Source organism: Plantactinospora sp. CA-294935 (genome assembly GCF_050936445.1).
Classification (GTDB): domain Bacteria; phylum Actinomycetota; class Actinomycetes; order Mycobacteriales; family Micromonosporaceae; genus Plantactinospora.
This window is the reverse complement of record NZ_JBNJMU010000001.1, coordinates 4,408,326-4,421,678: the sequence shown is the minus strand read 5'-3', so window position 1 is coordinate 4,421,678 and position 13,353 is coordinate 4,408,326. Positions and strand designations below refer to the sequence as shown.

Annotated in this window: 17 protein-coding genes; 7 read left to right on the top strand and 10 right to left on the bottom strand. The window is 74.0% G+C overall.

The window, feature by feature from the left end:
- Positions 1–369: 369 nt before the first annotated feature.
- On the bottom strand, positions 370–756 hold the full coding sequence (locus tag ACQEVC_RS19805) for a DUF3040 domain-containing protein (RefSeq protein WP_101367165.1): 387 nt from the start codon (positions 754–756) through the stop codon (positions 370–372).
- A 115-nt stretch (positions 757–871) separates the two neighbouring features.
- Entirely contained in the window at positions 872–2,131 is a 1,260-nt protein-coding gene (locus ACQEVC_RS19800) for a DNA polymerase IV (protein WP_432879568.1), read from the bottom strand.
- 119 nt (positions 2,132–2,250) lie between these two features.
- Between ACQEVC_RS19800 and ACQEVC_RS19795 the strand changes: the two genes are divergently transcribed.
- The gene (locus ACQEVC_RS19795) at positions 2,251–3,255 is read left to right on the top strand and encodes an aldo/keto reductase (protein WP_432879565.1); all 1,005 of its coding nucleotides are present in this window, start codon (positions 2,251–2,253) and stop codon (positions 3,253–3,255) included.
- Positions 3,256–3,314: 59 nt separating this feature from the next.
- Positions 3,315–3,896, top strand: coding sequence for a hypothetical protein (locus ACQEVC_RS19790; protein WP_432879563.1), 582 nt, complete (start codon positions 3,315–3,317; stop codon positions 3,894–3,896).
- Positions 3,897–3,935: 39 nt separating this feature from the next.
- Here the strand turns inward: ACQEVC_RS19790 and ACQEVC_RS19785 are convergent, their stop codons facing one another.
- The 8 genes from ACQEVC_RS19785 to ACQEVC_RS19750 all read right to left on the bottom strand — a co-directional run bounded on the left by ACQEVC_RS19785 (position 3,936) and on the right by ACQEVC_RS19750 (position 8,975).
- Positions 3,936–4,202, bottom strand: coding sequence for a hypothetical protein (locus ACQEVC_RS19785; RefSeq protein ID WP_432879560.1), 267 nt, complete (start codon positions 4,200–4,202; stop codon positions 3,936–3,938).
- A 70-nt stretch (positions 4,203–4,272) separates the two neighbouring features.
- Positions 4,273–4,641 carry a hypothetical protein gene (locus tag ACQEVC_RS19780; protein WP_432879557.1) on the bottom strand — a complete coding sequence of 123 codons (369 nt, stop codon included), beginning with the start codon at positions 4,639–4,641 and terminating at the stop codon, positions 4,273–4,275.
- Between the two features lie 14 nt (positions 4,642–4,655).
- Entirely contained in the window at positions 4,656–5,228 is a 573-nt protein-coding gene (locus ACQEVC_RS19775; RefSeq protein WP_432879554.1) for a hypothetical protein, read from the bottom strand.
- 88 nt (positions 5,229–5,316) lie between these two features.
- Positions 5,317–5,622 carry a hypothetical protein gene (locus ACQEVC_RS19770; RefSeq protein ID WP_432879552.1) on the bottom strand — a complete coding sequence of 102 codons (306 nt, stop codon included), beginning with the start codon at positions 5,620–5,622 and terminating at the stop codon, positions 5,317–5,319.
- The gene (locus ACQEVC_RS19765) at positions 5,619–6,188 is read right to left on the bottom strand and encodes a hypothetical protein (RefSeq protein ID WP_432879549.1); all 570 of its coding nucleotides are present in this window, start codon (positions 6,186–6,188) and stop codon (positions 5,619–5,621) included. The genes ACQEVC_RS19770 and ACQEVC_RS19765 overlap by 4 nt, the downstream gene beginning before the upstream one ends.
- Positions 6,189–6,197: 9 nt before the next feature.
- A complete protein-coding gene (locus ACQEVC_RS19760; RefSeq protein ID WP_432879547.1) occupies positions 6,198–6,734 on the bottom strand; it encodes a MauE/DoxX family redox-associated membrane protein in 537 nt (178 codons plus the stop codon).
- A gap of 121 nt (positions 6,735–6,855) precedes the next feature.
- Entirely contained in the window at positions 6,856–8,229 is a 1,374-nt protein-coding gene (locus ACQEVC_RS19755) for an alkaline phosphatase family protein (RefSeq protein WP_432879545.1), read from the bottom strand.
- The gene (locus ACQEVC_RS19750) at positions 8,226–8,975 is read right to left on the bottom strand and encodes a methyltransferase domain-containing protein (RefSeq protein WP_432879542.1); all 750 of its coding nucleotides are present in this window, start codon (positions 8,973–8,975) and stop codon (positions 8,226–8,228) included. The genes ACQEVC_RS19755 and ACQEVC_RS19750 overlap by 4 nt, the downstream gene beginning before the upstream one ends.
- 269 nt (positions 8,976–9,244) lie before the next feature.
- On the opposite strand from ACQEVC_RS19750, the gene ACQEVC_RS19745 reads away from it, so the two are divergent.
- The 5 genes from ACQEVC_RS19745 (at position 9,245) to ACQEVC_RS19725 (ending at position 13,337) form a co-directional block, all read left to right on the top strand.
- Complete coding sequence (locus ACQEVC_RS19745; protein WP_432879540.1) at positions 9,245–9,778, top strand: RNA polymerase sigma factor; 534 nt, start codon at positions 9,245–9,247, stop codon at positions 9,776–9,778.
- Complete coding sequence (locus ACQEVC_RS19740; RefSeq protein ID WP_432879537.1) at positions 9,775–10,590, top strand: zf-HC2 domain-containing protein; 816 nt, start codon at positions 9,775–9,777, stop codon at positions 10,588–10,590. The genes ACQEVC_RS19745 and ACQEVC_RS19740 overlap by 4 nt, the downstream gene beginning before the upstream one ends.
- Positions 10,591–10,705: 115 nt before the next feature.
- Positions 10,706–11,458 carry an ABC transporter ATP-binding protein gene (locus ACQEVC_RS19735; RefSeq protein ID WP_432879534.1) on the top strand — a complete coding sequence of 251 codons (753 nt, stop codon included), beginning with the start codon at positions 10,706–10,708 and terminating at the stop codon, positions 11,456–11,458.
- Positions 11,455–12,723: a hypothetical protein gene (locus ACQEVC_RS19730; protein ID WP_432879532.1), complete on the top strand. Its 1,269-nt coding sequence runs from the start codon at positions 11,455–11,457 to the stop codon at positions 12,721–12,723. Before ACQEVC_RS19735 ends, ACQEVC_RS19730 begins: the two co-directional genes overlap by 4 nt.
- Positions 12,720–13,337, top strand: coding sequence for a hypothetical protein (locus tag ACQEVC_RS19725; RefSeq protein ID WP_432879529.1), 618 nt, complete (start codon positions 12,720–12,722; stop codon positions 13,335–13,337). Before ACQEVC_RS19730 ends, ACQEVC_RS19725 begins: the two co-directional genes overlap by 4 nt.
- Positions 13,338–13,353: the final 16 nt, after the last annotated feature.

Here is a 13,353-nt window from a genome sequence, read left to right as displayed (position 1 = left end):
GCGCCGGCAGAGCGCCTGGTGGATCCACCGGAAGCGCCTGGTGGGTGGATCCGCTGGAAGCGCCTGACGGATCTGCCGGAAGCGCCTGACGGATCTGCCGGGAGAGTCCGGCGGATGCGCCGGGAGATCAGACCGGAAGCGCCTGACGGATCCGCCGGGAGATCAGATCGGCGCGACGTCACCCAGCGAGGTCGTGAGGCGGATCACGGCGAGCCGGCACCCGCGCCGGGGACGCGAACGGCCGGCGGAGACGCACGCCGGCAGCAAGTGGGTAGGCAGCAGTGTGTAGGCATGGAGAAACGCCACTGGTCGCCGGGACGGAACCCGGCGGTACCGTCAGCGGGGCGTGCCCCCACGGACGGGAGACGGTCAGCGGTGGCCTTCCGGCCGCTGACGCCACCTCTCCTCGAGTCGGTCGATCAACGACAAGCGTCGCCCGCTGCGGACACGGCGGCTGGTGGTGCCGCCGACCACGTGCAGGTCCGGTGACTGCGCCTTACGCTGCGACAGCATCGCGAACGCGGCCGCACCGAGCATCACCACGAAGCCCGCCACTCCGAGCAGCGGAGTTTTGCTCACCGTGCCGTAGACGACCAATGCTAGGCCAGCGATGATCACGCTGACCGCGACGAGCAGGCGACGCCGCGCGTGGAAACGCGGATCGCTGGCGCGCACAGCCGAGGCGAACTTAGGGTCCTCGGCAAGCGACTGCTCGATCTGCTCGAACAGCCGCTGCTCGTGCTCCGAGAGCGGCACGGCACTCCTCCCCGGTCACGTTGGTCGGTCCGCTCGGACCGACAGACCGTGGCAGCCAACCGGCTGCTTACCCGCCAGTCTACGAGGGGGGTCGCGGGTCGGAAAGCGGGACGACCTATGGCCGCGCCGGATTTTCCGTCCGCCGCAGGTCGCCGTGCCCCAACAGACTCGCTGGGCGCACCATGGAACGCCCGAATCGGGCAGCCGCGGCGTCCGCCGCGGCCTCCGCCTCCCGCCAGCCGTGCTCGGGCGCGCCCAGCGCGAGCTGTCGGGGAGTCTGGTCGCCGTCGCTGAGCCCCTCGACCCGGACGCCGATCAGCCGGATCCGGTCACCCGGGCCGAGAGCGTCGAACAACGCCCAGGCGGTGTCGAACACCTCCCGGGTCACGTCGGTCGGCCCGCCGAGCGTGCGGGACCGGTTGACCGTCCGGAAGTCGGCGAACCGTACCTTGATCGAGACCGTCCGACCGACCTGCCCGGCCCGGCGCAGCCGGACGCCGACCTTCTCGGCGAGCGCCAGCAGAGCCCGCCGGATCGTCTCCGGCTCGGCCAGGTCGGTGTCGAAGGTGACCTCGGCCCCGATCGACTTCTCCGCGTGCTCCGGGCTCACCCGGCGGGGATCCCGCCCCCAGGCCAGCTCGTGCAGGTGGGTCGCGGCCGCGTCGCCCAGGCTGCCCCGGAGCATCCCGACCGGCGCCTCGGCGATGTCCCGGACCGTCCGCAGCCCGAGCCGGCGTAGCGTCTCCGCCGCCCGCTCCCCCACCCCCCAGAGCGCCTCCACCGGCAGCGGATGCAGGAACTCCAGCACCTGGTCGGCCGGCACCACGATCAGCCCGTCCGGCTTGGCCCGGGTGGAGCCGAGCTTGGCCACGAACTTGGTCGGCGCCACCCCGACCGAACAGGTCAGACCCTCCTGCTCGGCGACCCGGGCCCGGATCAGCCGGGCGATCTCGGCCGGCCGGCCGAGCAGTTTGCGCGCCCCGGCGACGTCGAGGAACGCCTCGTCCAGCGAGAGCGGCTCGACCAGTGGAGTCACGTCGCGGAAGATCTCCATCACCGCCCGGGAAGCGGCCGTGACCTGCGTGAAGTCGGGCGACAGGAAGACCGCCGACGGGCAGAGCGCCCGGGCCCGCATCGTCGGCATCGCGCTGCGCACGCCGTACGTCCGGGCCTCGTAGCTGGCCGAACTGACCACGCCGCGCGGGCCGATCCCGCCGACCACGACGGGCCGACCCCGCAGGTCGGGCCGGCGTCGGACCTCGACCGCGACGAAAAACGCGTCCATGTCGACGTGCAGGATCGGCGAGCCGGAGTCGTCGGCGTCCGCGCCGAAGCGCGGATCACCGCCGCGTGGCACGGACTGGCTGCGACCCATAGCGGCAGGTTAACCCGGGGGTACGACGCAACCGCGCCGACAATTCCGGTTGGCACCGAACGGGTACGGCTCTTTACCATTGCGGTCCGGCACAGCACCGGACACGGGGAAGGAATCCGATGAAGACGGTGCCACTCGGGCAGACCGGCGAGCGGGTCAGCCAGTTCGCCCTCGGCTGCATGCTGATGGGCACGCTCGCCGACGACGAGTCGTCGTACGCGATCCTCGACCGCTACCTCGACGGCGGCGGCACGTTCCTGGACACCGCGAACTGCTACGCCTGGTGGCCCGGCCCGCCCTTCGTCGGCGGCGAGAGCGAGAGCCTGCTCGGCCGCTGGTTGCACCGCAGCGGACGGCGTGACGAGGTGTTCCTGGCCACCAAGGGCAGCGCCTGGATCCGCGACGTGGAGGCGGTGCGGAACAACCCGCACGACCCGCGGGCGGCGAGCCGGCAGTACGAGGGCGCCGGCGGGGACACCCTGCGCCGGGCGCTCGACGACAGCCTGCGCCGGCTCGGCACCGACCACGTGGACCTCTACTACGTGCACGTCGACGACCGGAACACCCCGCTGGAGGAGACCCTGGAGGCCCTGGCCGGGCTGGTCTCGGCCGGCAAGATCCGGTACGTCGGCTGGTCCAACGTCCGGACCTGGCGGCTGGAGCGGATCCGGCAGCTCGCCGACCGGTACGGCTGGCCGGCTCCGGTCGCCCTGCAACAGCAGCACTCCTACCTGCGCCCCCGGCCGGGTGCCGACACGCTCTCGATCGTGGACGACGAACAGCTCGACTACCTGCGGGCCAACGACGCGGTGACCCTGGTGGCATACTCGCCGATCCTCAAGGGCAGCTACGACGACCTGGCGAAACGGCGCGACCACCACGTGATGGAGTCGTACCGGGGGCCGGACGCCGAGGCCCGGTTCGCCGCCGTCGCCGAGCTGGCCGCCGAACTCGGGGTCACCGGCAACCAGCTCGTACTGGCCTGGCTGCTGCACCAGCGGGATCCGGAGTTCGTCACGCTGTTCGGCCCGCGCACCCCCGAGCAGTACGCCGCGGCGCTGCCCGCGCTCGACCTCACCCTCACCGACGGGCAGCTCGGCCGGCTCGCCGCCGCCGGGGTCTGACCCGGGCGACGCGACAGCGCAGGTCGCAGATCACCCCGGTGATGGTCGATACTGCGGGTGTGCCGAGAATTCTCCGGGCAGCGGCGGCTGTCGCGCTCCTGCTGGCGTCGGTGGCCTGTGACGGCCCGGCACCCGAGGCCGCCCCGCCGGCCGCCACCCCGACGTCGCCCGCCGAGTTGTCCGCCGGCCCGCTCCGGCTGCCCAGCGGGGCGCCCAGGGACCAGTGCCCGACCACCGCACCGCAACCCTGGTCCGGGCCGGGTCAGGCGACCCAGGTGCTCGGCCCCGGTCCGGTGTACCCGGTGGCGGACTACTTCCGGGACGGCGCGGTGCTGCGGCTGCGCGAGGACGACCGGCAACCGGACGGCACGTACCGGAAGAAGGTCCGGTGGATCGCCACCGGCTACACCGGCCCGGTGCTGCTGCGGGCGGCGCGGATCGACGCGCCGGGCAGCGCCGCCGCCTCGTTCGCGTACACCGGTGGCCCCCGCGACGGCGGGCACTACGCCGTGCTGACCAACCCGGACAGCGACCTGCCCGGGACGACGACGGTCGGCGGCCCGGGCTGCTACGCCTACCAGGTCGACGGGACCACGTTCAGTCTGACGATCGTGTTCCGCGCCGCCCCGGAAGGGTCATGACGGGCGGGTCCCGGCCGATGACCGGTGCCCGGTGCGGCGTCACGACAGTTCGCCGCCGCCGGACAGCGGGCGGATGTGCACGCTGCCGCTGCCGTCCGGCACGACCTCGACCACGCCGCCGGTGAACCGGAGGTCGCCGGCCTGTTCCATCGCCACCTCGATCCGCACCAGCTCGGTGGGAATGCGCACGTGCCGGGCGAACGTGCCGACCGGTACGCCGTGGCGCACCTCGGCGCACACGTCGATCGTGGTGGTGCCGTCGGCGTTGCGCCGGACGGCGACGATGCCGCGATCCGTCGGAGGCATGAGCGGGTCCTCTCTGCTCGTACCGCAGGAAACCAGGAGGCGTCACCCGCGGAGAATCTTCCGGGACGTTTCAGGGGACGACCGGCTCGAACGGGCTCCGGGCCGGTACCGGACTGTGGAACATCACCCGCCGCCAGTCACCGGCGAAGCAGAACACCCCGCAGGTCGTGCGGATGCCCAACAGGCCGGGCAGCCGGGCCGCCGCCACGTGCCGCGGCACGCCGCCCATCGAGTACACGCTGGCGATGTCGGGCCAGAGCGAGACGCTGAGCACGACCCGCCGCCGCCAGTCGACCACCACCCGGCTGCCGATCAGACCCTCGCCGAGCCGCGCGACGTCCCGCTTGACCCGGTGGTGCAGCACCAGCAGCACCAGCAGCCGGGCGAGGCTGCCGCACTCGAACCGGGTCACCACGACCTGGCCACCGCCGGGTTCCAACTCGAACAGCGGGGTCAGGTCAGCAGCCCCGCGACGCTCGCCGCCGCCGCCGACAGGATCAGCAGCCCCGAGCCGCGTCTCGCCCACGTCACCCATGATCCGCTCCATCCCGCCTCGGTACGCCGGTCGGCTCCGGCCGTCAGCGTGGTGACCACGACCACCACCGTCGACCCCACCGCGATGGCGGTCAGCACCGTGGCGGCCAGCGCCGGTCGCAGCAGGGCCACCGCCGCCACGGCCACCCAGATCAGCGAGGTGGTCTTCTGAGTGGTGAACAGGAGTCCCAGGTCGAACCCCCAGGCAACGCCGAGCGCGGCCGGCGGCAGCCGGTGCCACAGCGCCTGCGGCACCTGGCGCCACACGTGCGGTGTCCGCTGCGCCAGGTCCGCCAGCCCGAGCAGCACGCAGACCCCGGCGAGCACCCCGAGCGCGACCGGGCCCGGCAGCGGCTCCAGCAGCCGCCCCAGCAGGTACACCGGCACGGCCACCACGACCGCACCCGCCGCCGCACCCGCGATCAGGCCGGCCAGGAAGCGGATCCCGTCCGCCCGGGAGCGCCGCAGCATCGGGCTGGCGACCCCAGCCATGGACAGTCCTCATGGGCTGAACGCCTGGAGGACCGCGCCCAGCAGCCCGACCGCCAGGATCGCCCAGGACGCCACGCCGATCCTCCGGTTACTGGCAACTGTAGGCGGAGGCGACGGTGTGCCCGTACGAGTCCTTGGCCTCGCAGCACTGGCAGCGTACGTATCCGGCGTGCCAGCAGTGCCAGACGTAGTGCGACCCGCTCTTGCACTGGGCGACCGAGATGGTCGGATGGAACTCCAGGTTGCAGCAGGCGTAGACGTAGGCGGCCGCCGCCGGCGTGCTGCGGCCGAACACCGCGACCGCCGCGGCGAGGCCGCTGGCTCCGATCCCGGCGAAGAGGCGGCGCCGGCCGGTCCTGCGCTGCCGGCTGCCGGCATCGTCGTCTGTACTCATCGCGCGACCTCCTCGGGTTGCTGCTCGTCAAGGATCTGGACACTGCGTGCCAGCAGCGCGGCGATGTCGTCGAACAGCAACGCCGCCCGGACCCGGCCGGCGGCGAGGAGCAGAGCGGCCGGGCTGGTGTGGATGTCAAATTCGCCCTGCACCCAGTCGCCGGCCACGTCGACGTGGTGCGCCAGCCGGTCCAGGCCGTACGTCGCGACGAACTCGGCCCCGCTGTCGGCGTTGCCGCAGGTGACCACGACACCGAGCAGTGGCCGGCCGTCGACGCCGCCGGTGTCGGCGAGTGCCGCGACCTCGGGCGCGAGCTGCCGGCAGGTGTTGCAGACGGTGCTCAGTACGAGCAGGATTCCCCGGTCGGCCGCACCCAGCGGCGCCAACCGGTCCGGCCAGCCGGCCGGGACATGACCGGCCCTCGCCTGGTCCAACAGCAGTACCTCGGCCGACCGGCTCCGGCTCGCCGGGTCACCGACCCGGGACGCCAGTTCGCCCACCATCGCGAAGAGCACCACCATGCCGGCGGCGAGCACCAGCAGCACGAGTCCGAAGAACAGCTCCATCGACACCCCTCACGTCGCGTCGGGTCGGGGGGCGGCGCGCAGCAACCGCCACGCCAGGCGCCGGTGCAGCCACAGACAGAGCAGTACCATCGCGGCCGCCGTGATCGCCGGAGCGCGGGCCTCGGGCGCCGGTCCGGTCGGCACCGCGACGACATCGAGTACGCCGAGCGCGACGAACGCCGCGCCCACGAGCACGTTGCGGGCCCCGAGCGGGTGCGGGCCGCCACCGAGACAGCCGCACGGCAGTGCGCTCCGCCGCCACCGGCCGGCGGCACCCGCGAGTCCGAACAGCACACCCAGGCCGACCACCGCGAATCCGGTGGCGGCCCGGGCGGCCGGGATCAGCAAGCCCAGACCGATCAGGACCTCCGCGACCCCGAACACCCGGACCGCACCGGCGGAAATGGTGTTAGCGCTGCCATCCAGCAGTTCCTCGACCGCGCGGCGGACCGGTTGCGGCACCACCGCCTTGGTGACGCCGGCAACCAGAAGGACTGCCACGAACAGGGCATTCAGCGAGACAAACAGCAAGCCGTCGACGCCCATCGGCACCCCCGTGGTGTCCGCCCGATTGAGATGAACGCTCACATGCGGTGATCGGAAGCGTACGAGGTAACGGCACGCCGGACAATAGACCTACCTAGATCTTCTTCGGCAACAGCGGGTGTCAGGCGCCGAGCGAACGTACGACCAGCAGCGGGATCGTCATCTCGGTCGCCGTACACGAGCCGTGGTACGCCACCAGCGTCGTCTCGATCGGGTTGTGCGTCTTCGAGGCGAGTACCACGGTCGGGGTCAGGCAGGCCACCACCACGTCACCGATGCGCGGCAGGTGTGCCTCGGGTACCGGGCCGAACCAGCCGGCCGCGACCGCCTCCTCCCGGGTCGCCACCCACGCCTGCTCGCCGAGCACCTCCGACCAGGCGGCCACCACGTCGGCGGTCGCCCCGGCCAGGGTGTGCAGGTAGCGGACCCGGGCCTCGCCGGCCACCACCCGTATCCCGGCCCGCAACCGGGGATCGGTGTCCAGGTCGTACCGCCCCTGCGCCGGGATGTCGAGCTGGCCGTGGTCGGCGGTGACCAGCAGTGCGGCGTCCGGCGGCAGCCCGTCGACCAGCCGGGTGACCAGCGTGTCGACCTCGGCGACCGCGGAGCGCCAGTCGGCGGAGTCGATGCCGCTGAGGTGCCCGTGCCGGTCCACGTCCGGGTGGTAGCCGTAGACCAGGGTCGGGCCGTCCCCGGCGGTGAGCGCCGCGAGCATCTCGGTGGCCAGCGCGTCGACGTCCTCCGCGCCCCGATGCGCCCCGCTCCGGTAGGCCGCCACGCTCAGGCCGGTGTTCGCCAGCGCCGGCCGGCTCACCACGGTCACCGCGACTCCGGCCGCCTCGGCCCGCTGCAACTGGGTCGGCAACGGCTGCCACCGGCGCGGATCCGGATCGTCGCCCGATCCGGCGGCGGGAGTGGGCACCGGTGCCCGGGCCGGAGAGCCGGGGAGTGTCGGCCCGGCCGGGTGCGACGGGCTGCCGCTGCCGAGCGGGTCGGCCGTACCGGGCAACTCGGCGGTGCCGGCGGAGGACCAGGAGCCGCTGGCCCGGTCGCCGCCCACCGGCGAGCCCGGGCCGCCACCGGGGAAGTTCGGGCCGTCGACCGGCGACCTCGGCCAGTCGATGTGCGTGAGTACCCGGTCGGTGCCGGGCACGTTGACCCGGAAGCCGAGCACCCCGTGCGCACCGGGCGCGGCCCCGGTGCCGAGGCTGACCAGGCTGGTCGGGGTGGTGGAGGGAAAACCGCAGGTGAGCGGGCGTCCGAACCGCCCGGTCAGGTCGGTCAGTGCCGGCGCGTGCGGGGCGGCGGTCGGCAACTGGTACCAGCCGAGCCCGTCGACCAGCAGCACCGCGATCCGGCGTACCCCGGCCAGTTGGCCGGCCAGCCCGAGCGGGTCGGCCCGGTCGACGCCGAGCACCGACAGCGCGCTCGGCAGCACGTCGGCGAGGCTGCCGCCGAAGTAGTGCGGCCGGACCAGGTCGAGGGGGCTCGTCATGCCAGACGGCGGGCGAACAGGTGCAACTGGGCGGCGATGTCCCGGTACGGCGGCTGGGCCGAGGCGGCCAACTCCAACTCCAGCAGGGCCGGTGGGTCCGCCTCGGCGGCCACCGCCGGGATGAGGTCGGCGAAGACGCGTACCCCGTGGGTCTGCTCGACCGCCAGCCCGGCGGCCTCCAGCAGCGCGGCGGCGCCGTCGGCGTCGTAACGCCGGCGCAGGGTGTCCCGGGGCCCGGCGTGCCCGTCCGGATCACCGAGCAGCGTGGCGGCGACGTCCAGGTGCCCGTTCGTGACCCGGCTCAGCACGGCGGCGGCCCGGTTCGCCACCAGTACGCTCGCCGCGCCGCCGGGGCGCAGCGCGGTGCCGATCGCCCCGACCACCCCGGCCGGATCGTCGACCACCTCCAGTACGGCGTGGCAGAGCACCAGGTCGGCACTGGCCGGCTCGACCAGCCCGGCGAGGGCGTCACCGTCGCCCTGCACCGCGCGTACCCGATCGGCGACCCCGGCCTCGGCGGCCCGCCGGGTCAGCGCGGCGAGCGCGTCGGGGCTGGCGTCGACCACCGTCACCCGGTGGCCGGCCTCGGCCAGCGGCACCGCGAAGCCGCCGGTCCCGCCGCCGACATCGAGCACGGTGAGCGTCCTGCCCTGCTGCCGGGCAAGCTCACGGCGCAGCACGGTCCAGACCACGGCGGTACGCGGGCCGGTCGCCGGGCCGGACGGACGGCTCTGAGTTCGCTCCACCCGACGAGCCTAAGCCACCCGGCCCCGACCTGATCGCCGGCTGCCGCGCCGGCCGATCCGGCAACCCCGGGCGGCCCGGGTCTTGCTGCTTGCCGTGCGCGACCGCCTGGCTCGCAACCCCCGGCTCTCCTCACGCTCCACCGGGCGGCGGTCTGAGCCCACGCCGGGCCGGGCGCACGCGCGGCCCACGGGCTCGCGTTCGGCGGTCCCGCCGGAGCGTCCGGCCCGGGAGAACCGTTTCCGGCCGGGCCGCGTCCTACCTTCACGTGATGGAGGTTGGCGACGAGGAGTTGCTGCACCTCGTCGGTACCGGGGACCGGCGGGCGTTCGAGGTGTTCTACGCCCGACACGCCCCCTGGCTGGCCCTGCGGCTGCGCCGCCGATGCCGGGACCCGGAACTCGTCGCCGATCTGTTGCAGGAGACCTTCCTGGCGGTCTGGCGGGCGGCGGGCACCTATCGCGGCAGCGGTGAGGTGGTGGGCTGGGTCTGGACCATCGCCGCGCACCGCCTCGTCGACGCGAGCCGTCGGGCCCTCGCCCGGCCACGGACCGCCGCCCCGGCCGACGAGATCCTTCTCGCCTGGTCACCGTCGGCAGAGGAGGAGGCCATGCTGGGCACCTACGACGCGAGGCTGGAGCATGCCCTGCACCGACTGTCGCCCGAGTTGCGGGCGGTGGTGCAGGCGACCGTCCTCGACGGCTTCACGGTGCGGGAGGCCGCCCTGTTGCTGGGGCTGCCGGAGGGAACGATCAAGACCCGGGCCATGCGGGCCCGGCGGGAGCTGCGGGCGGCACTGTCGTGAGTACGTTCCACATCCCCGAGGTCGCCCTGCGGGCCTACGCCGAGGACCGGCTCGCCGACGCCGACGCGTGGTCGGTCGAGGCACATCTCGACCGGTGTGAAACCTGCCGGGCCCGGTTGCCGCTGGACGAGCCGATCGGACGGCTCGTCGCCGCGGTCGGCGCGACCCTCGCCGCGCGGCTGCCGGGCCAGGGACGGATCCGCCCGGGTACCCGACGGCGGCAGGTCGCGGTGCTGCTCGGCGCGGGACCGGCAGCCCGGGTCGGCTGGCTCGGCTCGGTCGTCACCACCCTGGCACTGGCCGTGGCGATCGAGATCGGTTCACTGCCGGTCCGACCCTGGATACTTCTGCTGGTCGCGCCGCTGCTGCCGGTGCTCGGCGTTGCCGTCTCCTACGGCCGGCACACCGATCCGCTGCACGAACTGGTCGCCGCCAGCCCGTACGCCGGGCTGCGGATCATCCTGTGGCGGACGTTGTCGGTACTGGCGGTCACCGTTCCGGTCGCGTTCCTCACCGGCGCGGTATCCGGGATCGGTACGCCGGCGATGTGGCTGCTGCCCTGCCTCGGGTTGACCGGTCTGACGCTCGGGCTCGGCTCGCTGATCGAGCCGGCCCGGGCCGGGCTGGCGGTGGCGGCCGGGTGGGCCGTGCTGGTGCTGGTGCCACCCGGAGACGCGTCACCGGTCCCGCCGGTCGGCAACGGATGGCTGGTCGCTCCGGCGGCCGTACCGGTCTGGCTGGCCGTCATCGCGGCGGCGGTGGCGTTGCTGCTGGCCCGGCAGGGTCGGCTGGGCGGCGAGGTGGCGCCGTGACCCGGCGGCGGCCCGGGGCGGTCGTCGACGACCTGACGCCGGCACAGGCGACGGGAAGCACGTCGGAGACGACGCGTCGTCGGCGCTGGGAAGCACGTCGGAGAGGTGGGGCACGATGACGGTCAGCATCGAGGGCCTGCGGGTCGGCTACGGCAGAAGGGTCGTCCTCGACGGCCTCGACTTGGAGCTGGCGGTGGGCGTACACGGGCTGCTCGGGCCGAACGGCGCCGGTAAGACGACCCTGATGCGGGTACTCGCCACGGTCGCCCGCCCGGACCGTGGCCGGGTACGGCTGCTGGGTCACGACATCGCGGACCGGACCGCACTCCGGCAGGTACGCCGGCAACTGGGCTACCTGCCGCAGGCGTTCGGCTACTACCCGCGGTTCACCGTCCGGGAGTTCGTCGAGTACTTCGCCTGGCTGAAGGAGATGCCCCGACCCCGGGTACCGCTCGCGGTCGAGCGGGCGCTGGAACGCGTCGGACTGCTGGACCGGGCCGACGAGCGGATGAAGCGCCTGTCGGGCGGCATGCTGCGCCGGGCCGGCATCGCGCAGGCGATCGTCAACGATCCGCGCGTGGTCCTGCTGGACGAGCCGACCGCCGGCCTGGACCCGGAGCAGCGGGTGGACTTCCGGGCACTCCTGCGGGAGTTGGGCGTCGACGCCTGCGTACTGGTCAGCACCCACCTGGTCGAGGACATCGGTACGGCGTGCGACCGGGTGAGCCTGGTCGAGGGTGGCCGGCTGGTCTTCACCGGCACGCCTGAGGAACTGGTCGCCGCCGGGGTGGACGGCGGCAGCGGCGACACGGCGATCGAGCGCGGTTACACCGCAGTGCTGCGGGGTGCCCGGACGGTGCGCCGGTGAGACGTCCGCTACGGGTGGAACTGCGCCGGGGAACCGCACCGGGTGCGGCTCTGCTGATGTTCGGGGTCGGCGGGTGGCTGCTGGCCGTACACCCGGAGGACTGGGGCGGCCGGTGGGCCGGCCTCGCCGAGTACCTGCGGACGTCGCTGATGGTGCTCTGCGCGCTGATGGTCGCCGCCGGTGCCTGGCAGGCCGGTCGGGAGCGGCGTCGAGGCATCGACGAGCTGCTCGGCTCGGCGGCCCGGCCGGGCTGGCAACCGCTGGTGGTGGCCTGGCTGGCGGTCTCGCTCGCCGGCACCGCCGGGCTGCTCACCGCCTTCCTCGGCGCGGCGGTGCTGGTCGGCCGGGTGGCCACCTACGCGGGCGGCGGATGGTGGTGGACCCTGGCGGTGGGCGTCCTCGCCCTCTGCGCGGCCGCCGCGTTCGGGGTACTGGTCGGGCGGCTCGTCCCGCTGCGGGTGGTCGCCCCCGTCGCCGGCCTCGGCACCTACCTCGGGCTCGCCGTGCTCACCTACTGGGACACCAGCGGCGTCAGTTGGCTGTCCCCGGTCCACCCCGGCTCCGGCCCCGAGCGGCTGCTGCCGGCCGGAACGCACGCCCTACAGGCCGGTTGGCTACTGGCGTTGACCGGCACGCTCCTCGCGCTGGCGGCCCGGCTGCGTCGGGCCGCCCTGCTCGCCGGCCTCCTCGCCGTCGCCGTGGCGGTGCCGATCGCCACCGGAGCCGGTGCCGGCCACCTCCGCGCCGACCCGGGTGCCGTCGAGCCGACCTGCACCACGGAGGGGCCGCCGGTATGCGTGGCCCGGATCAACGGTTTCCTGCTGGACGACCTGACACCGCTCGTCCAGCCGGTGCTGCGCCGGATGACCGGCATCCCCGGGGCGCCGACCCGGGCGGCGGACGTGGCCCTGCAAGTCGACGGTGAGCCGACCGGGCCGGCGGACGGCACCCTCTGGCTGAATCTGGGGAGCCAGTCCACCGCGACCGGCGACGGCCTGGCCAACCTCGGCTGGCTCCGCGCCGACCTGCGCCAGGTCGTCACCCCGAACTGCCACCGGCAGTTCAGCAGACCCGACAGACGGATCTATCCGACCTTCGACGCCGCCCGGGCGTGGCTGTTCGAGGAACGCCCGGCCCCCGACACCCGCGTCGGACGGCTCTACGCGCTCTCCCTCGACGACCAGCGCGCCTGGTTCGCCGCGTTCCTCGACGCCGCGCACCGCTGCGACGTTCCGCGCCTGGTCGCGCTGGGGGAACTGCCGTGAACGGCCGGCTCCTGCTGTTGCACACCCGGGCCAGGGGCGGCCCGGCATTCGTGCTCGGGGTCGCTGTCGTGGCGCCACTGGCCTGGGTCGCCGGGAGTTGGCTCGCCAGCCGGCCCTACTTCGACGGACCCGCCGCCCGGATACCGGTCGTCGCGCTCGCGCCGCTGCTCGCCGTACTGCTGCTCGCGCCCACCCTGGGCGGGGCCGACGAGGAGTTGGAGCGCGGCACCCCGCTGCCCTGGCCCGGCTGGCGAGCCGGCCACCTCCTGCTCGGGGTCGCGTCGATCGGCGCGGCGCTGGCGGTGACCGGGCTGCGCGCACCCGGGGTCTTCGGCGCGTACGCCCTGGTCCGCAACACCCTCGGCTACGCCGGACTGGTCGCCGCGGCCGCGGTGCTCCTCGGCGCCCGCCTGGCCTGGCTGCCCGCGTTCGGGTACGCCTGCGCCGTCTACGCCGCGACCCCTCGGCAGGTCGGCGGGTTCGCCGGCGTGTGGGCCTGGCCGCTACAGCCGTCCAGCGTGACCGCCTCCTGGCTGACGGTCGCCGTGGTCTTCGTCCTGGGCGCGGCCGGCTACCTGCGCCGGGGCTGTCGGATCGGCACCGTTGCCAGGTAGCCCTCTTTCGCACGGC